This is a genomic window from Burkholderia pseudomultivorans (assembly GCF_001718415.1).
In the GTDB taxonomy this organism is placed as follows: Bacteria; Pseudomonadota; Gammaproteobacteria; order Burkholderiales; family Burkholderiaceae; genus Burkholderia; species Burkholderia pseudomultivorans_A.
Genome location: NZ_CP013377.1, coordinates 1,038,863 through 1,057,072, shown reverse-complemented (window position 1 = coordinate 1,057,072; position 18,210 = coordinate 1,038,863). Strand labels below are relative to the sequence as shown.

Genomic DNA, 18,210 nt, shown 5'->3' with positions numbered 1-18,210 from the left:
TTCATTTCTTCGTTTCCTCGATCGTGACGGCCTTGGCCGAGAGATCGACAGTCAGTTTCAGCTTCGGTGTAACAAGCCGATACCACGCCTTGTCGGGCGCGGCAGGCATCGTGTAGACCGACCGCCATACCGCATTCGGCAGATCGCGATAGGCCGCGATCACGCCGATGGCAGTCGTTTCCGGATCGGGCCGCCGGACAACTTTCCGATGCTCGCCGGGGCGCAACTGGAACTGGTCGCGCTTGACGACGTCGGTGGCCAGTACCGTCTTCTCCTGTGTTTCCAGCGAGAAGAAATCCGCCGCCTCGAATGCATTGCCGTTCTTCAGCTCGTAGAGACGCACCAGGATCGGCGCCGCGTGTCCGCGATCGTCCGGATTCACGTCGGATGCCGCGTTGATGGCCAGTTCGAGCCGAATCGGCACCTTCGGCCTCGGTTCGCCGCTCGCGCAGGCGGAGAGCAGCACGACCGCGGCGGCCGAAGCGGCAGTCAGAATCGAACGCATACGAAATTCACCTCGATGAACCACGCAATGCGCCGCACGCGGAGAACGCAAATGCGCTGCCGCGCGCGACGCATCGCGCTTACGCTTCCTTGTTGCCCTTGATGTCGAAGCTCGCCGTGACGGCGCCGCCGCTGCCGCCCTGCGCGTTCTGCACGACATACTCCTGCTTGACCTTCGAGAACGACAGCGACACCGTCTCGCGGCTCTTTTCCTCGCCGGCCTTGCTGCCCGACGGCTTCACGCGCGTGACGATCACGTCGCTCATCGTGAGCTTCAGGTATTCGAGCGGGTTGCCGCCGGCCTTGCGCATCACCAGCACGGCCTGGTCGATGTGCTTGCCCGTCAGCGCGTACTTCATCAGGTTCGGGCTCGCGCGGTCGATGTTGTGTTCGAACGTGAGATCCTTGACGGTCGCCTTCCCGGCGCCGCCGCCGCTCCCCGAGTGCATCGACGATTCCTGCAGGATTTCCCAGTCCCAGTTCAGGACTTCGATCTCGTCCTTGTGCTTGTCGTCGAGCGATTCGCCGTTGATGCCGTCGATCTTCAGAAAAATGTCTTGTGCCATGCGTAGTACTCCTTTTAGTGAACGTTGGAATCGGGCCGATTGTCGTCTCCCGAAGCGGTCCGACGTGCGGCCCTGCGGGACCTGCCGGATGCTTAAGCGGCTTCCTTGATCGACGGCAGCTTCGTCACGAGCCGCAGCGAAACGGTCAGCCCTTCGAGCTGGAAGTGCGGGCGCAGGAAGAACTTCGCCTGGTAGTAGCCGGGATTGCCTTCGACGTCCTCGACCAGCACCTCGGCCGCCGCGAGCGGCCGGCGCGCCTTCGTGTCCTGCGACGAGTTCGCGGGGTCGGCGTCGACGTAGTTCATGATCCATTCGTTGAGCCAGCGCTGCATGTCCTCGCGCTCCTTGAACGCGCCGATCTTGTCGCGCACGATGCACTTCAGGTAATGCGCGAAGCGCGAGCAGGCGAACAGGTACGGCAGGCGCGCCGACAGATTCGCGTTGGCGGTTGCGTCGGGGTCGTGATACTCGGCCGGCTTCTGCAACGACTGGGCGCCGATGAAGGTCGCGTGATCGGTGTTCTTGCGATGCACGAGCGGGATGAAGCCGTTCTTCGACAGCTCGGCCTCGCGACGATCCGAAATCGCGATCTCGGTCGGGCACTTCATGTCGATTCCGCCGTCGTCGGTGGGGAACGTATGGCACGGCAGGTTGTCGACCGTGCCGCCGGATTCGACGCCGCGGATCAGCGAGCACCAGCCGTACTGCTTGAACGAGCGGTTGATGTTGACGCCCATTGCATACGCCGCGTTCGCCCAGCCGTAGCGGCTGTGGTCGGAGCCGTTCGTGTCTTCCTCGAAGTCGAACTGGTCGACCGGATTGGTCTTCGCGCCGTACGGCAGCCGCGCCAGGAAGCGCGGCATCGCGAGGCCGACGTAGCGCGCATCCTCGGTATTGCGCAACGAATTCCACGCGGTGTATTCGAGGTTCTGCGTGAAGATCTTGGTCAGGTCGCGCGGGTTCGCCAGTTCCTGCCACGACTCCATCTGCAGCACCGAAGGCGCCGCACCGGTCACGAACGGCGTGTGAGCGGCCGCCGCCACCTTCGCGATCGAACCGAGCAGGTCGACGTCCGGCGGCGTGTGGTCGAAGTAGTAGTCGGCCACGATGCACCCGTACGGCTCGCCACCGAGCTGGCCGTATTCCTGTTCGTAGATCTGCTTGAAAAGCGGGCTCTGGTCCCACGCCAGCCCCTTGTAGCGCCGCATCGTGCGATGCAGTTCGGCCTTCGAGACATCCATCACGCGGATCTTCAGGTGCTCGTCCGTCTCGGTGTTCGACACGAGATGGTTCAGGCCGCGCCACGCGGATTCGAGCGCCTGGTAGTCGTCGTGATGCAGGATCAGGTTGATTTGCTCGGAAAGCTTGCGATCGATCTGCGCGATGATGGCCGCGATGCTCTTGTAGGCGTCGTCGCTGATCGTGATCGACTGCGAGAGCGCCTGCTCCGCGAGCGTCTGCACCGCATGCTCCACCGCCGCGCGGGCCTGGTCCGTCTTCGGCCGGAATTCCCGCTCCAGCAGTTGCGTGAAATCGGACTGGGTAGCGGCCTGCGTCTCGATGGCCTGTACTTGCTGTTTTGCCATGATGGTCATCCTCGATCGGTTTGTCGGTCAGCTCGCGTCGCCGGGATCGGCCGCGTCCGCTTCATGGCGCTCCGGTCGCGGCGCTGCGGCCAGCGACTTCAGCAGCGCCGGGTCCTGCAGCAACTGAGTCACGAGCGCCTCCGCGCCCGACTTGCCGTCCATGTAGGTCTGCAGGTTCGCCAGCTGCGTACGCGCCTGCAGCAAACGGCGCAGCGGCTCGACCTTGTCGGCGATCGCGGCCGGCGAGAAGTCCTCCATGCTTTCGAAGGTCATGTCGACCATCATCTGCCCTTCGCCCGTCAGCGTATTCGGCACGGCGAACGCGACGCGCGGCCGGATCGCCTTCATGCGCTCGTCGAAGTTGTCGATATCGATTTCCAGAAAGCGGCGCTCCGACACCGCCGGCAGCGGTTCGGCCGGATGCTTGCCGGAGAGGTCGGCAAGCACGCCCATCACGAACGGAAGCTCGACTTTCTTCTCCGAGCCATACACTTCGACGTCGTACTCGATCTGCACACGCGGCGCACGATTGCGCGCGATGAACTTCTGCGAACTGCTAGCGGACATGAACAGTCTCCTGACAGTGGGTGACGATTGTCGAGCTCAACGACGCGGCTCGACAGGATGAGAAGGGCTCGCCTCGAACGTCAGTGCCTGCGCGGGCGACGCGGAGGAATCGGATACGCCGATCGCGATGCGCGCGAGCGGCACGCGCGATGCGAATGCATCGAGCCAGAGCGCGGAAAGGCGCGGCAGCACATGCTGTTCGATGAAGCCGATCAGCACGCGCGCACCTGTCTCCTGAACGAGGCAACGGCCGACGATGTAGTGCACGACTGCGTCGTCGCAGACGAGCGCGATGTCGTGGGCGTGTGCCATGCGTTTCGCGACGCGGTCCAGATGCAGGCGAACGATGCTGGCGAGCGCGTCGGCGGCGAGCGGCCGGTACGGCACGACCGTCACACGCCCCAGGAACGCCGCCGGGAATACCTTCAGCAGTTCCGGTGCAAGCGCGTCGCGCAGGCCGTCGAGATCCGGCGTCCGCGCCGGATCCGCACACAGACTCGCGCTGAGCTCGGCGCCGACGTTGCTCGTCAGCAGGATGGTGGTATGGCGGAAGTCGATATGGCGGCCGTCGCCGTCTTCCATGTAGCCCTTGTCGAACACCTGGAAGAACATTTCGTGCACGTCGCGATGCGCCTTCTCGATCTCGTCGAGCAACACGACCGCGTAGGGCCGCCGGCGCACCGCCTCGGTCAGCACACCGCCCTCGCCGTAGCCGACATAACCGGGCGGCGCGCCTTTCAGGCCCGACACCGTATGCGCTTCCTGATACTCGCTCATGTTGATCGTGATCAGGTTCTGCTCGCCGCCATATAGCGCCTCGGCCAGCGCCAGTGCCGTCTCGGTCTTGCCGACGCCGGACGGGCCGGCAAGCAGGAACACGCCCAGCGGCTTCTTCGGATCGGTCAGCCCCGACCGCGCGGTCTGCACCCGCTCGCCGATCAGGCCCAGCGCATCGCTTTGCCCGATCACGCGTGCCGCGAGCGTTTCTGGAAGGCGGCGCACGGCCGCAATCTCGTCGGTGACCATGCGGCCGACCGGGATGCCGGTCCAGTCCGACACGATCTCGGCGACGATGGCGGCGTCGACCTCGGGAAAGACGAGCGGCGCATCGCCCTGCAGCGCGGCCAGCGTCCGTTCGAGTTCGCGCAAGCTGTCGAGCGATACCGGCGAATCCGCCGCGTCCGTGATCGCGGCTTCGCGCGCGGAAAGCAACGCCTGCGCGGCCTGCGCCTGTGCGCACCAGCGATCCGCGAGCGCCGTTTCTTCCGTCGCCAGCGCGTCGATGCGCATGCGCACGCGATGCAACGCCTTGTCCGCATCGAGACCGATACGGGCTTCCTGCACCAGCAGGGTTTCTTCGGTGCGCGCGGCAGCCAGGCGCTGCCGCACGTCGTCCAGTTCGCGCGGCGTCGCGTGCTGCGACAGCGCCACGCGCGCGCACGCGGTATCGAGCAGGCTGATCGCCTTGTCGGGCAATTGGCGGGACGGAATGTAACGATGCGACAGCGTTACGGCAGCGCGGATCGCTTCGTCCCGCACGACGACGCCGTGATGCGACGAGAACGTCGACGCGAGGCCGCGCACCATGTCGGCCGCCGCCGCTTCTGACGGCTCCGCGACCTGCAACACCTGAAAGCGCCGCGTCAGCGCCGGATCCTTCTCGATATGCCGCTTGTACTCGGTCCAGGTCGTCGCGCCGATGGTGCGAATCGTGCCGCGCGCGAGCGCCGGTTTCAGCAGGTTGGCGGCGTCGCCGGTGCCGGCTTGCCCGCCCGCGCCGATCAGCGTATGGATTTCGTCGACGAACAGGATGATGGGCGCGGCCGAGCGCGCTGCGGCCTCGAGTACGCCCTTCAGGCGAGCCTCGAATTCCCCCTTCATGCTGGCCCCTGCGAGCAGCGCGCCGACATCGAGGCTCAGCAGCCTCACGTCGGCCAGATTCGGCGGCACGTTGCCCGCCGCGATCGCTCGCGCCAATCCTTCCACCACCGCAGTCTTGCCGACGCCGGCCTCGCCGGTGATCAGCGGGTTGTTCTGCCGCCGACGCAGCAGCACGTCGATCATGGTGCGGATTTCGAGTTCGCGGCCGACAACGGGATCGATTTCGCCGGCGCGCGCCCGCGCAGTGAGATCCAGGCAATACCGCTCGAGCGCGTTGCCCTGCGGCGCGCCCGACACGGCACCGGACGCCTCGCCCGGCAGCGCCGGCGCAAGCTCGCTGCGATCGTACGGCTCGTCCGCTGCCTCCGGCGACCCGTCGATCCAGGCGGGAAGCACGTCGCCGAGATTGGCCGCCGGGATCTTGGCGAACTCGGCGGAAATGGCGACGAGCACGCGCCGCAGTTCGGGTGTCGAGACCAGCGCTGCGACCAGCCAGGCGCCGCGCACGCGACGATCGCCATGGCCGAGGGTCGCCAGCACCCAGCCGCGCTCGATGGCCGTTTCGATGTGCCAGGAGAAATCGCTGATCGAGCTCGCGCCGGCCGGCAGCGCAGCCAGCGCCCGCGCAAGGTCGCGCTCGAGCGCATCGCGATCGATATCCGCATGGCGCACGATCCGCTGCAGGTCGCCATCCGGCTGCTGGAGCAGTTGATGCAGCCAGTGGACGAGCTCGACGAACGGGTTCCCGCGCAGCTTGCAGAAACGCGTCGCCGATTCGATTCCCCGGTAGAGCTCGACCCCGAGCTTGCCGAACAAGGTCTGGCGTGAAATGTTCATGATGGTCTTGTTTTGTTCGTTAGCGTGTTGCGAACGAATACGCCGAGGCAATCAGGATTCCTTTCTGGTTGCCATGCCAGACGCGATCTCGATCATTCGAAACACACCCCTCTCTCAGATTCTAAAAAAACGGCCGACTCGAATCAGGACCGAATTATCAACACGAAACAATAAAAACGTCAACGCATTAATTGAATCTAAAGCGCTTAATAAAAATTCAGACTCGTCCTATATTCAATCGCATTGAACCCGTGCCTAACCCACTTATCGGTCATGTACGATCCACACGCCTTCCGAGGCCCGAATCCCCCCCCCTTCAAGTCATTGTTATTTCGAGATAAAAAGCGAAACACCATCATCCTCAACACAAGAAAAAGACAGCAGTCTTTTGATTCCAATAAGATTTTTATTTTATATTTTGCAGTCTTTAACAATCTATTTTCACCCCACCCTCCACCATTTTCTCGACCAGGCACTTTTTTGAGACGAAAGATTGATCGATACTCTCGCTTCACTTTCAGTTCTTTCGCACACCGAACCCGTCCATGCGCTTCCGTCGCCCATCCTGGCATCGTCAGCCGAACATGCCGCCCGTCGCATCCGCGCCGGACAAAGCACGTCCGCAGCCCGTTACCGACGCGTTGCGGCTCGACGGCGCCTTCGGTTCCGCACACGCCGACGACGACATGCTCGGTCAGCTCGGTATCGGCACGCGGGAAGGCGCGGCCACCCGTCCACGTGACGCGGAGGACACGGCCGGTATCGAGTCCGGTCACACCGATGCGCTGATCGACGCGCTCCATGCACAGTACTGGCGCGCCCTCGCCGACCCCGGCGCGCCGATTGCTTCGACGTGGGCTCCGTCGGTGAACGACACGCTCACGTCCCCGATCGCACCGGATCACCCGCACGCCCCGCCTCCCTGCGAAAGCCATCGGCATTCGGACTCGATCGAGACATTCCTGTCCGGCAATCGCACGATCGAGGATGCCTTCGGTCGTCTGGACGGACGCGCGGAAACGACGATCGACGGCGAATCCGTTCCGGAGATCCTGCGACTGTTCGCGCCACCCGAGTTCCATGCCGAGTCTGCGGGCAGCGCTCCCGCCCCGCCGCCGCTAACCCGGCGAGAGCACCATGCGCTGTCCGTGGACAGCCCGCTGGCCGCGCCCTTGCGCAAGGACTCGCCATGACCGAACGCAGAAAACGCCAGCCCGGCGCCGATGCACCGACTGCTCGTACGCCGCGGCGAGCCAGCTCGCATCTGATGCCGACGCTGCTCGACCGCCTGCGCGACGACGCACCGCATCGACAGACCGAAGCCCCGGACGAATACACGGTCACGCGCAGGCAGATGCGCGACATCGTGCAGCGCGATCTCGCCTATCTGCTCAACACGACGAGTATCGAAGACCGGATCGATCGTGCGCGCCATCCGCAAGCCGCCGCGTCGACGGTGAATTTCGGCGTGCCGCCGCTGGCCGGCACCTTTATCGCATCGCGCCGGTGGAGCGACGTCGAAACCACGATCCGCCGCGCCATCGGCGATTTCGAGCCGCGCCTGATTCCGGATTCGCTGGTGGTATCGCCCCGCACCGATCCCGATGCCGATACCGCGGGCGAACATCACAACGTGCTCGCTTTCGAAGTGCGCGGCCTGATTCACATGGACCCGTATCCGCTCGAATTCATGGTGCAAAGCTCGCTGGACCTCGAAACGAGCGAAATCCGCATCACGGGCATGCGCGCCGGCTGAGCGCGGCACACACCACGATCACAACGAGGCCTCTGCGATGGACCCGCGACTGCTCGACTACTACAACCAGGAACTCATCTACATGCGCGAGCTCGCCGCCGAGTTCGCGCATGCGCATCCGAAGATCGCACGGCGGCTCGGCATGCAGGCCGGCGAAGTGGCGGACCCTTATGTCGAGCGCCTGATCGAATCGTTCAGCTTCATGGCCGCGCGCATGCAGATCAAGCTCGATGCGGAGTTTCCGCGCTTCACGGAAAGGCTGCTCGAGGTCATCTACCCGAACTACGTCGCGCCGACCCCGTCGATCTCGATCGCTCGCCTGTACCCCGGACAGTCCGAAGGCAGCCTCGTCGACGGCTACCGCCTCGCGCGCGGCACCACGTTCACCGCGCAGATTCCCGACGGCGAGCGCACGGCCTGCCGGTTCACGAGCGGACAGGACGTCACGCTGTGGCCGCTCGCGATCACCGACGCGCGGCTGACCGGCATTCCACCGGACATCCCGGCGCTGGAGCGCTATAGCGCGCCCGATACGCCCGTGCGCGGGGCGCTGCGGATCAGGCTCGCGACCACCGGCAACATGCGGATCGCCGACCTGAAAGGACTCGACCGGCTTCCGGTCTATCTGGCCGGCGACGAACAGGTCGCGTCGCATCTGTTCGAATTGCTGCATGCAGGCGGCGTCGCCTCGGTGATCGGCGCCCCCGGCAAATTCGGCAGGCCCGGCCGCGCGCCGGCGGCCGTCACCGAACGCGCGGTCGAACACGAAGGACTGCGCACCGATCAGAGCCTGCTGCCGCTGAACTGGGCCAAGTTTCACGGGCACAACCTGCTGCACGAGTACTTCGCCTGCCCCGCGCGGTTCTGGTTCTTCGCGTTGAACGGCCTTGCCGAAGGGTTCTCGCGCATCGACGGCCGGGAAGTCGAGATCGTCGTGCTGCTCGACCGTGCGCCGGGGCCGCTCGCCAATCTCGTCGATGCGTCGCGCTTCGCGCTCTTCTGTACGCCCGTCGTCAATCTGTTCCGCAAGCACACCGATCGGGTCGAGATCTCGCCGCGCGACACCGAATTCCATCTGGTTCCGGCTCGACTCACGCCGCTCGACTACGAGGTGTTCTCGGTCAGCGCCGTCTACGGTCAGGTCGCCGCCACGTCCTCCGAACTCGAATTCCGGCCGCTCTATCAGACGCTGAACAACGACGAAGGCAATCACGGCCGCTATTTTTCGATGCGGCGCGAGCGGCGCCTGCTGTCCGATTCGGCGCGCCGCTACGGAACGCGCACGCCGTACGTGGGGACGGAGGTATTTCTCTCGCTGGTCGATCAGGCCGAGGCGCCGTATGGCGAAAACATCCGCTTCCTGTCGGTCGACGCGCTGTTGACGAACCGCGATCTCGCCACGCTCGTGCCGCGCGACGGCGTGCGCGACCTCGAGACCGCGCAGTCGGCACCGGTCGACAGCATCGGCCTGATCCGGCCGCCGAGCGCACCGTTGCCGCCGTATGCCGAACGAGAAATGGCATGGCGGCTGATCCGCCAGCTGAACTTCGACTATCTGCCGCTCGAGGCGCTCGATCACCGCGAGGGCGGGCAAGGCCTGCGCGACCTGTTGCGCCTGTATCTCGTGGATGGCGACACCGGGCAGCGCCGGCAGGTCGAAAGCCTCGTCGGCGTGAAAACGCGCCCCGTCACGCGCAAGCTGCCGGGAACCGGCCCGATGACCTTCGGTCGCGGCATCGAATGCGCGCTGACGGTCGACGAGACGGGCTTCTCGGGCGTAAGCCCCTATCTTTTCGGCACGATCCTCGAACACTGGCTTGCGCGGCACGTGTCGATCAACAGCTTCACGCAGACGGAACTGCATTCGATGCAACGCGGCCGGATCGCGCGCTGGCCGGCGCGCACCGGCACGCGCGGAGCGCTGTGATGCAGCGCGCCACGCTCTGTGCACCGCTGCGCGACAACGCGCTGTCGCCCGAACTGCTCGACGCCCTGCAGGCCGAGCCCTGGCGTTTCGGGTTCCTGTCGTTGCTGCGGCGGATCGGCGCGAACCCCGCGATCGATCCGATCGGCACCGCGCGCCGGCCGCAGGCCGAACCCTTCCGACTGGGCCAGCAGCCGAGCCTGACCTTCGCTCCGCGGGAAATCGCGAGCGCACACGAAACAGCCGGGCGACTCGAGGTGCGGCTGTTCGGCCTCGGCATGCTGGGGCCCAACGGCCCGCTCCCCGTCCACGTGACCGAAATCGCGAGGGATCGGGAAAACAGCCGTCGCGACACGACCACGGCGGACTTCTTCGACATCTTCCATCACCGGTTCTTCACGCTGTTCTATCGTGCGTGGGCCTCCGCACAGGCAGCTGCGGGCCTCGACCGGAAGCACGACGAACGGTTCTCGTTCTATATCGCCAGCCTGGTCGGACACGACATCGGCGAGATCGACCGGGGCGCCCTTCCGTCGCATGCGCGCCTGGCCGCCTCGGCCCATCTCGTTCGCGAATCGCGCAATCCGGACGGCCTGCGCGCGACGCTCGAACATTATTTCGGCGTCCCGGTCGCCGTGGACGAAAACGTCTTTCACTGGATCGAAATCGATCCGGCCGACTGCGGGCGCATGGGCTATCCGGGCGCCGCCGCGACGATGGGCCGCGGCGCCGTGCTCGGGCGCGTCGCGCCGGACCGCCAGCACCGGTTCCGCATCGTGATCGGCCCCGTCGATCTCGACGCGTACCTGCGCTTCACACCGCAAGGCGAAGACCTGCCGCGACTCGTCGAGTGGGTGCGGGCCTTCGTCGGCCGCGAGCTCGAATGGGAGCTCGAGCTTCGCATCAAGCCCGAGAGCGCGCCGCCGGCCGTAATGGGCGGCCGGCAGCGGTTGGGCTGGTCCGGTTGGCTGGGCCGGCCTGCACCCGACCAGCCGATCACCGGCATGCGCTTCGAGCCCGAACGCCATGCACGCCATCTCAACCGCAGCGATACGGCCTCCGAACATCGACCATGAGCAGGAAATCGTCCACCACGCAGAACAAGCCCGGCCGGGCGGCAGTCGCCGATACGTCGCAGGAGGACTGGCTCGCGCCGTTGAGCGAGACGGCGCCGTGCGGCCCGGATCTCGAATACGACCATGATTTCGTGGTGCTGTTTGCCGGCACCGCGCCCAGGCAGGACGTGCAATACGGCGGCTTCGTCGGTTCGCCCGATCCGCTGAACTGGAGCGAGATCGAGCGAGACTGCCGGCGGCTGATGACGCGGACGAAGGACATGCGCGTCGCCGTGCTGCATGCGCGCTGCCGCACGCGCCTCGGCGGCGTGGCGGGTCTTGCCGACGGAACGGGGCTGCTGGCAGCCTGGCTGCACACGTTCCCGGAGCAGGTGCATCCGCGGGCCGATATCGACGACGATCGCCCTGCCGCGCTGGAGATGCGGATGAACGCGCTGCAGGCGTTGGCGGATCCGGAAGGCTTGCTGGCCGACGTGCGGGAAATCGTCCTGACGCGATCGAGCGCCACCCGGCTGCAGGTACGCGACGTCGAGCGTGCGTTCGCGCATCCGCGTCCGCCCGATGCGCTCGCCCCCGATTCGGTCGCGCTGCAGTTGCAGAACCTGCGCGAACAGCAGCCGTCGATGATGCAGGCCTTCGACGACGCGATCTCGAATCTCTCCGCCATCGAGACGTGGTGCGCAACGCACCTCGGGACGTCTCTGCCGGATTTTTCCCCGTTGGCCCGCCTGCTCCGGCTCTTTCAAGCAGGCGAACCGCGGGCCGGCACGCGGTCCGACACCGCGCCTTCGGCCGAACCACCGGAGTGCGGCACGCCTGCGCTGCCGGCATCCGTCGATGCACCGCCTGGCCTGCCGCGTGCAGATGAAGCGCAGGCGGATGCCCCGACCTCGACGCCGGTCGTCGCGCCCGCTCCCCTTGCGCCGATGGACCGGCAGGCCGCGTTGACGTTGATCTGTGCGGCACGCCACTGGTTCGAGACGCACGAACCGAGCAGCCCCATTCCGGTGCTGCTCAGGCGCGCCGAACAATTCGTCGGCAAACGCTATGTCGATGTCGTCAAGGCCATCCCGGCCGAACTGCTCGCGCAGTGGGAAGAGGCTGACGAATCATGACGGCATCCCGTCACGCCCCAGCGTAGCGGGATGCGGCGCACACCCGGCGCTCAACTCTCGACATCCTCCAGACTAAACACCTCCGTCTTGTCGTTATACGAAAACACTTCGCCATAACGCCCCCAGTCGATCACGGCATCGAGCGTCTCCTCGGCCGCGTCGTCCGACAGGAAATCCTCCAGCTCCTGCTCGAAGCGCACGCGCGGCGCGCGATGCCCCGGCCGCTCGTTCAGCACCTTCCTGATCCGCGCGGCCAGCGGCACGTGCTTCAGCAGGTGATCGGCGAACATCAGCTTGCGCTCCTGCGTGCCGAACTCCGCGAACACGCGCGCGGGCGGCGTCAGGAACACGTCCCCTTCTCGCACGTCCGCGAAGCCGAGGTACTGCAGCACTTCCGCGATCGGAAACAGTTCGTCGACCTCCAGATGCAGCGACCGCGCGATTTCCGGCATGTCCGCACGGCCGTGGTACGGCGCCATCGCAAGCGTCTCGATCAGGCCTGCCATCAGGTTGGTCGACACGCGCGGCAGCCAGCTGCCGAGTTCGAGTCCTTTCCGGGTCGCTTCGCCGGTCTGGCGGGCCGTCATCTTCGCGTAGATGTCGTCGACCAGCTTGCGGAAGTCCGGGTCCAGCCGGTTGCGCGGATGCTTGAACGGCACCTTGATCTCGGCGATCACACGCCCCGGGTTCGACGACAACACGAGGATCCGGTCGCACATGAACACCGCTTCCTCGATGTTGTGCGTGACGATCAGCACCGACTTGATCGGCATGCGGCCTTGCGTCCACAGGTCGAGCAGGTCGGTACGCAGCGTCTCGGCCGTCAGCACGTCGAGCGCGGAGAACGGTTCGTCCATCAGCAGGATGGTCGGATCGACGACCAGCGCGCGCGCAAAGCCCACGCGCTGCCGCATCCCGCCCGACAGCTCGCGCGGATACGCGTTCTCGAAACCGTCGAGACCGATCAGGTCGATCGCGGCCAGCGCGCGCTCGCGCCGCTCGCGTGCATCGACGCCGAGTGCTTCGAGGCCGGCCTCCACGTTCTGCAGCACGGTCAGCCACGGGAACAGCGCGAAGGTCTGGAACACCATCGCGACGCCTTCGGCCGGCCCGCGCAACGGCTTGCCGAGATAGGTCACGTCGCCGTCGGTCGGCTCGATCAGCCCGGCGATGATCCGCAGCAGCGTCGACTTGCCGGAACCGGAACGGCCGAGCAGCCCGACGATCTCGCCTTCGCGCAGCGACAGGTTCGCATCGTCGAGCACCAGCAGCTCGCCCTGCGTCTTGTTGAAACCTCGGCAGACGTGGTCGACGCGCAGGATTTCTTCCCCTAGGCGCGGCGGCTGGGCGGTCGGCGGCGCCTGGACGGGGGCATTCACAACATTCGGATTTTGCATCGCGCTTACTCTCAGTCGAGACGGAGCCGGGATTCCGCATAGGCGTACATCGGGCGCCACAGCAGACGGTTGAACAAGGTAACGAACAGGGACATCACGGCAATGCCCAGGATGATCTTCGGAAAGTCACCGGCGGCCGTCATCTGCGCGATATAGGCGCCCAGGCCGTGCGCGACGACTTTCGTATCGCCCCACTGCACGAACTCCGACACGATGCTGGCGTTCCATGCGCCGCCCGATGCGGTGATCGCGCCCGTCACGTAGTACGGGAAGATGCCCGGCAGGATCGCCTGCCGCCACCACTGCCAGCCGCGAATGCGGAAATTCTTCGTGGCTTCCTTGTAATCGTTCGGGTAGGACATCGCACCGGCGATCACGTTGAACAGGATGTACCACTGCGTGCCGAGCACGATCAGCGGCGACAGCCAGATGTCCGCGTTCAGACGAAAGTGGACGATCACGATCACGAACACCGGGAACAGCAGGTTCGCCGGGAATGCGGCGAGAAACTGCGCGAGCGGCTGAATCTTCTCCGCGAGCGCGGGACGCAGCCCGATCAGCACGCCGAGCGGCACCCAGATCACCGATGCGATCGCGATCAGCACGAGCACGCGCAGCAGCGTAATGAGGCCGAGCACGAGCACATGGCCGACCTCGGCCATCGTCACGCCGGTGCTCACGTACGACACGACGCGCCACACGACGTAGACGGTCAGCACGATCACGAGCGCGCCCCACACGATGTCGCCGACGCGCGAAGAACGACGCGCCGACGCGTCGCGGTCGCGCGCACCGCGCAGCGACGGGACGCGCAGCGGCACGCGCGCCGCCTGCGACAGCAGCCAGCCGGCCGGCACCAGCAACTGGTGAATCAGCCGCGTACGGCGCAGCATGTCGAGCAGCCAGGATTGCGGCGCATCGCCCGACGCGGTGTTCTCCATCCGGAACTTGTCGGCCCACGCGACGAGCGGGCGAAACAGGAACTGGTCGTACGCGAGGATCACGACCGTCATCGCGACGATCACCCAGCCCACCGCACCGAGGTTCTTGTCGGCGATCGCCTGCGCGAGATACGCGCCGATGCCCGGCAGCGTGATCGTCTGGTTGCCGACCGTGATCGCTTCCGACGCGACCACGAAGAACCAGCCGCCCGACATCGACATCATCATGTTCCAGATCAGGCCCGGCATCGAGAACGGCACCTCGAGCTTCCAGAAGCGCTGCCAGCCGGTCAGATGGAAGCCGCGCGACACTTCGTTCAGGTCGCTCGGCACCGTGCGCAGCGACTGGTAGAAGCTGAACGTCATGTTCCATGCCTGGCTCGTGAAGATCGCGAAGATCGCCGCGAGTTCCGCGCCGAGCACGCGGCCCGGGAACAGCGCGAGGAAGAACGTGACCGTAAAGGAGATGTAGCCGAGCACCGGCACCGACTGCAGGATGTCGAGGATCGGGATCAGCACCATCCCGGCGCGGCGGCTCTTTGCGGCGAGCGTGCCGTAGATCAGCGTGAACGCGAGCGACGCGACCATCGCCGCGAGCATCCGCAGCGTCGTGCGCAGCGCGTATTCGGGCAGGTTCGACGGGTCGAGCGAGATCTTCTGCGTCTGCAGCGTGGCGATCGGCGCCATCGTCTGGTGAAAGCCGACGATGGCCATCGCGAGCAGGCAGATGATCAGCGGAAACGCGACGGCATCCCAGCGGTTGGGCAGCACGCGCCACGCCGAAGCGTTCGCGGTGCGGTTCGGATCGAAACTGATATCCATCGGTAGCGTCTTCTGTTGGATTGGAAAGCGATGGAGCAGCCCGGGCGCCGCCCGGCCTGCTGTTGCCGGCAGCCGCGCGGATCAGCAGGCCCGGTGCAGCGCCCGGTCGCGCGCGATCGACAGCGCGACGACGAGCAGCAGGAATGGCAGTGCCGAACGTGCCTTGAGCGGGCCGAGGCCGGCGCGGAAACGAGTCGCGATATCGACGATGCCGCGCGCAGCGACCGGACAAAACAGCGCGAGGCCAATAGTGTGCATGCGCCGGCTGAGCGCGCCGCTAGCTTCCGTCGCCGCGAAATTCGGCATGAACGGTACTCCGAAGATGTGATTCGGTGTCGCAGGCTATCGGGCGGGCATGACGCAAATATGACATATCGATTACAGGACATTAACGCGTCATCGTCCGGCGTCCGCGCGTCGCACCGCGAGCCGGAAGCGCCCTCTTCGCGACTCGCACGCACTCGCGGGAATAAATCCGTCGTCGCGCCGGTATCGCATGCGAAACACGCCGGTTTACTCCCGGACGATCCGGCCGTCCGGTTCCGTCATACGATTGCGAGGCTCACATGTCTTCATCGAATCCCACCCGCCCGTCGCGCCGCAGGGCCTTGCAGTGCATGGCCTTCGGCGGCCTGGGCACGCTGTTCACGCTGTCCGGCGGCGTGCTGACGCCGTTCGACCTCGCGCTCGCGCAGGAAAGCGGCGCGCGCCCCGCCGCTGCGGGCCGCCCGCTGTTCGTGCAGATCAGCGACACGCACATCGGCTTCAACAAGGACGCGAATCCCGACGTCGCGGCCACGCTGCAGCAGACCATCGAGCTCGTCAACGGAATGCCGGCCCTCCCCGCGCTGGCCATCCATACGGGCGACATCACGCACCTGTCGAAACCGGAGGAATTCGATCGCGCCTCGCAACTGCTGTCGGCGTTGCGCGTGCCGGAACTGCATACGGTGCCCGGCGAACACGACGTCACCGACGGCTCGGGCGCCGAATATTTCAGCCGCTTCGGCAAGGCGTCGGACAACCGTGGCTACTACAGCTTCGATCACGCGGGCGTGCACTTCGTCGGCCTCGTCAACGTGATGCACTTCAAGCCGAACGGGCTCGGCAGCTTCGGCGACGATCAGCTCACGTGGCTCGCGCAGGATCTGAAGGGCCGTACGTCGAGCACGCCGATCGTCGTGTTCTCGCACATGCCGATGTGGACCATCTACGAGCCGTGGGGATGGGGCACCGGCGACGCACCGCAGACGATGGCGCTGCTGCGGCGCTTCGGCTCGGTCACCGTGCTGAACGGACACATCCACCAGATCGTGTCGAAGGTCGAGGGCAACGTGACGTTCCATACCGCGCGCTCGACCGCGTTCCCGCAGCCGACCGCCGGCAACGGTCCGGGACCGGTGCCGCTGACGGTGCCGCGCGACCGGCTGCCGTCGATGCTCGGCGTGACGACCGTCGAGTTCGCGGGCCATCCGGCGGCATCCGCGCTGCACGACACGACACTGGCCTGACCCCGGGGAGACCGACATGACACGCACCCGACTGCTGAAACCGCTCGCGACGCTCGCCCTGTGCGCGCTCGCTGCCGGCGCACCGCCCGCCGCATTCGCGCAAGGCCCGGGCGGCCCGCTCGTGACGATCCGCAATTTCATGTTTTCGCCGATGTCGACCACCATCAAGGCCGGCACGACGATCACGTGGAAGAACCTCGACGCGGAGCCGCACACCGTCGTCAACGACGCCGGCATCTTTCATTCGAAGGCGCTCGACCAGGACGAGACCTTCGCGTTCCGCTTCGACAAGCCGGGCATCTACAAGGTGTTCTGCGGCATTCATCCGTACATGAAGGAGACGATCACGGTCGAGTGACACGCACGAAGCGGCAGCCGCCGCGCGCCGATCGCCTACACTGGTTCCATCCGGCCGGAACCTGCCGGCCGCCACCGACGACGAGGGACGCGATGACGGCAAACCCCGCAAGACCGACGCTGCCGGGACAGGTCGTCCTGGTACTCCAGGGCGGCGGCGCACTGGGCGCGTATCAGCTGGGCGTGTACGAGGCCCTGCATGCGTCGGGCATCCAGCCCGACTGGGTCATCGGCACGTCCATCGGCGCGATCAACGCGGCGCTGATCGCCGGCAACCCGCCCGGGCGGCGCGCCGAGCGCATGGGCGAGTTCTGGCAGCGCGTGACCGAACGGCCGGGCGTCAACGTGCCGGGCATACCGATCAGCTGGGACAAGATCTTCTCGGAACTGGCGGTCATCGGCGCCGGGCTGCCCGGCTTCTTCCTGCCGAATCCCGCCGCCTGGCTCGGACCGCTCGCACGCCTCGGCGTCGATCACGCGTCGTATTACCTGAGCACGCCGCTGCGCGATACGCTCGCGTCGCTGATCGACATCGACCTGCTGAACGCGGGGCAGCCGCGCCTGACGGTCGGCGCGGTGAACGCATGCACGGGCGCGATGCGCTACTTCGATTCGCGCGACCGGCCGCTCGGCCTCGCCCATGTGATGAGCTCGGGCGCGCTGCCGCCCGCATTCCCGGCCGTGCGGATCGACGGCGCGCCGTACTGGGACGGCGGCATCTATTCGAACACGCCGGTCGAGGTCGTGCTCGACGATGCGCCGCGCCGCAGCTCGATCATCTTCTCCGTGCAGATGTGGAATCCGGTCGGGCCGGAACCGCAGAGCATCTGGCAGGTGTCGGAACGGCAGAAGGACATCCAGTACGCGAGTCGCACGGACAGCAATATCGCGCGCCAGCAGCAGATCCACCGGCTGCGCCACGTGATCCAGGAGCTGGTGAAGCGGCTGCCGGAAGCCGAGCGCACGTCGGACGACGTGCGGGCGCTCGCCGCGTGGGGCTGCCAGACGACGATGCGCGTGATCAAGCTCGCGGCGCCGCGGCTCGACGGCGACGATCAGTGGAAGGATATCGACTTCACGCCGGTCGGCATCGCGGCGCGCCGGCAAGCGGGCTTCGAGGCCGCGATGCAGGCGATCGCCGCACGGCCGTGGGACATGCCGATGGATCCGGTCGAGGGGTTGACGGTCTATAGCCCGGAGGAAAACGCGATCGGGGAGCGGACCGCGTAAGGAAGCCGCCCCGAAACCCGCGCATCCCCTGCTCGCTGGCTATCAACCCCATTGACATCAGTGCTTTCAAACATATCGGAACATTCCGATATATGATTCGCCCATCGACGATACCTGTTTGCCCGACTGAACCGCCCTGA

16 protein-coding genes are annotated in these 18,210 nt (G+C 66.0%); 8 read left to right on the top strand and 8 right to left on the bottom strand.

The genetic code is table 11. The features are described 5' to 3' along the window. Window position 1 precedes the first annotated feature (1 nt). The 5 genes from tssJ to tssH form a co-directional block, all read right to left on the bottom strand. A complete protein-coding gene (tssJ, locus tag WS57_RS04490) occupies window positions 2-505 on the bottom strand; it encodes a type VI secretion system lipoprotein TssJ (protein WP_009694947.1) in 504 nt (167 codons plus the stop codon). A 79-nt stretch (window positions 506-584) separates the two neighbouring features. Next, window positions 585-1,070 (bottom strand): Hcp family type VI secretion system effector, encoded by a 486-nt coding sequence (locus WS57_RS04485; RefSeq protein ID WP_009694946.1) that lies wholly within the window; start codon window positions 1,068-1,070, stop codon window positions 585-587. Window positions 1,071-1,162: 92 nt separating this feature from the next. Beyond that, window positions 1,163-2,656, bottom strand: coding sequence for a type VI secretion system contractile sheath large subunit (tssC, locus tag WS57_RS04480; protein ID WP_069243796.1), 1,494 nt, complete (start codon window positions 2,654-2,656; stop codon window positions 1,163-1,165). A gap of 27 nt (window positions 2,657-2,683) precedes the next feature. Further along, on the bottom strand, window positions 2,684-3,223 hold the full coding sequence (tssB, locus tag WS57_RS04475) for a type VI secretion system contractile sheath small subunit (RefSeq protein ID WP_009694943.1): 540 nt from the start codon (window positions 3,221-3,223) through the stop codon (window positions 2,684-2,686). A gap of 36 nt (window positions 3,224-3,259) precedes the next feature. Further along, a complete protein-coding gene (tssH, locus tag WS57_RS04470) occupies window positions 3,260-5,941 on the bottom strand; it encodes a type VI secretion system ATPase TssH (protein ID WP_009694942.1) in 2,682 nt (893 codons plus the stop codon). 545 nt (window positions 5,942-6,486) lie between these two features. Between tssH and WS57_RS04465 the strand changes: the two genes are divergently transcribed. The 5 genes from WS57_RS04465 to WS57_RS04445 are packed head-to-tail and all read left to right on the top strand — an operon-like array spanning window position 6,487 to window position 11,812. Beyond that, a complete protein-coding gene (locus tag WS57_RS04465) occupies window positions 6,487-7,134 on the top strand; it encodes a TagK domain-containing protein (RefSeq protein WP_069243795.1) in 648 nt (215 codons plus the stop codon). Further along, window positions 7,131-7,697: a type VI secretion system baseplate subunit TssE gene (tssE, locus tag WS57_RS04460; RefSeq protein ID WP_059518681.1), complete on the top strand. Its 567-nt coding sequence runs from the start codon at window positions 7,131-7,133 to the stop codon at window positions 7,695-7,697. The genes WS57_RS04465 and tssE overlap by 4 nt, the downstream gene beginning before the upstream one ends. A gap of 37 nt (window positions 7,698-7,734) precedes the next feature. Further along, a complete protein-coding gene (gene tssF / locus WS57_RS04455) occupies window positions 7,735-9,624 on the top strand; it encodes a type VI secretion system baseplate subunit TssF (RefSeq protein WP_069243794.1) in 1,890 nt (629 codons plus the stop codon). Beyond that, window positions 9,624-10,697: a type VI secretion system baseplate subunit TssG gene (gene tssG, locus WS57_RS04450; protein WP_059600754.1), complete on the top strand. Its 1,074-nt coding sequence runs from the start codon at window positions 9,624-9,626 to the stop codon at window positions 10,695-10,697. Before tssF ends, tssG begins: the two co-directional genes overlap by 1 nt. Beyond that, window positions 10,694-11,812 carry an ImpA family type VI secretion system protein gene (locus WS57_RS04445; RefSeq protein ID WP_059600753.1) on the top strand — a complete coding sequence of 373 codons (1,119 nt, stop codon included), beginning with the start codon at window positions 10,694-10,696 and terminating at the stop codon, window positions 11,810-11,812. Before tssG ends, WS57_RS04445 begins: the two co-directional genes overlap by 4 nt. 50 nt (window positions 11,813-11,862) lie before the next feature. Here WS57_RS04445 and WS57_RS04440 read toward each other — a convergent pair whose 3' ends face one another. The 3 genes from WS57_RS04440 to WS57_RS04430 form a co-directional block, all read right to left on the bottom strand. Beyond that, complete coding sequence (locus tag WS57_RS04440) at window positions 11,863-13,209, bottom strand: AAA-associated domain-containing protein (RefSeq protein ID WP_069243793.1); 1,347 nt, start codon at window positions 13,207-13,209, stop codon at window positions 11,863-11,865. An 11-nt stretch (window positions 13,210-13,220) separates the two neighbouring features. Then, window positions 13,221-14,972 (bottom strand): ABC transporter permease, encoded by a 1,752-nt coding sequence (locus WS57_RS04435; protein WP_059601297.1) that lies wholly within the window; start codon window positions 14,970-14,972, stop codon window positions 13,221-13,223. 81 nt (window positions 14,973-15,053) lie between these two features. Next, window positions 15,054-15,278, bottom strand: coding sequence for a hypothetical protein (locus tag WS57_RS04430; RefSeq protein ID WP_059479915.1), 225 nt, complete (start codon window positions 15,276-15,278; stop codon window positions 15,054-15,056). Window positions 15,279-15,538: 260 nt separating this feature from the next. Here WS57_RS04430 and WS57_RS04425 point away from each other — a divergent pair, with 260 nt between their 5' ends. The 3 genes from WS57_RS04425 (at window position 15,539) to WS57_RS04415 (ending at window position 18,070) form a co-directional block, all read left to right on the top strand. Continuing rightward, window positions 15,539-16,483 carry a metallophosphoesterase family protein gene (locus tag WS57_RS04425; RefSeq protein ID WP_069243792.1) on the top strand — a complete coding sequence of 315 codons (945 nt, stop codon included), beginning with the start codon at window positions 15,539-15,541 and terminating at the stop codon, window positions 16,481-16,483. A 16-nt stretch (window positions 16,484-16,499) separates the two neighbouring features. Continuing rightward, window positions 16,500-16,841 carry a cupredoxin domain-containing protein gene (locus WS57_RS04420; RefSeq protein WP_009688783.1) on the top strand — a complete coding sequence of 114 codons (342 nt, stop codon included), beginning with the start codon at window positions 16,500-16,502 and terminating at the stop codon, window positions 16,839-16,841. Window positions 16,842-16,933: 92 nt separating this feature from the next. Further along, on the top strand, window positions 16,934-18,070 hold the full coding sequence (locus WS57_RS04415) for a patatin-like phospholipase family protein (protein ID WP_059512568.1): 1,137 nt from the start codon (window positions 16,934-16,936) through the stop codon (window positions 18,068-18,070). Window positions 18,071-18,210: the final 140 nt, after the last annotated feature.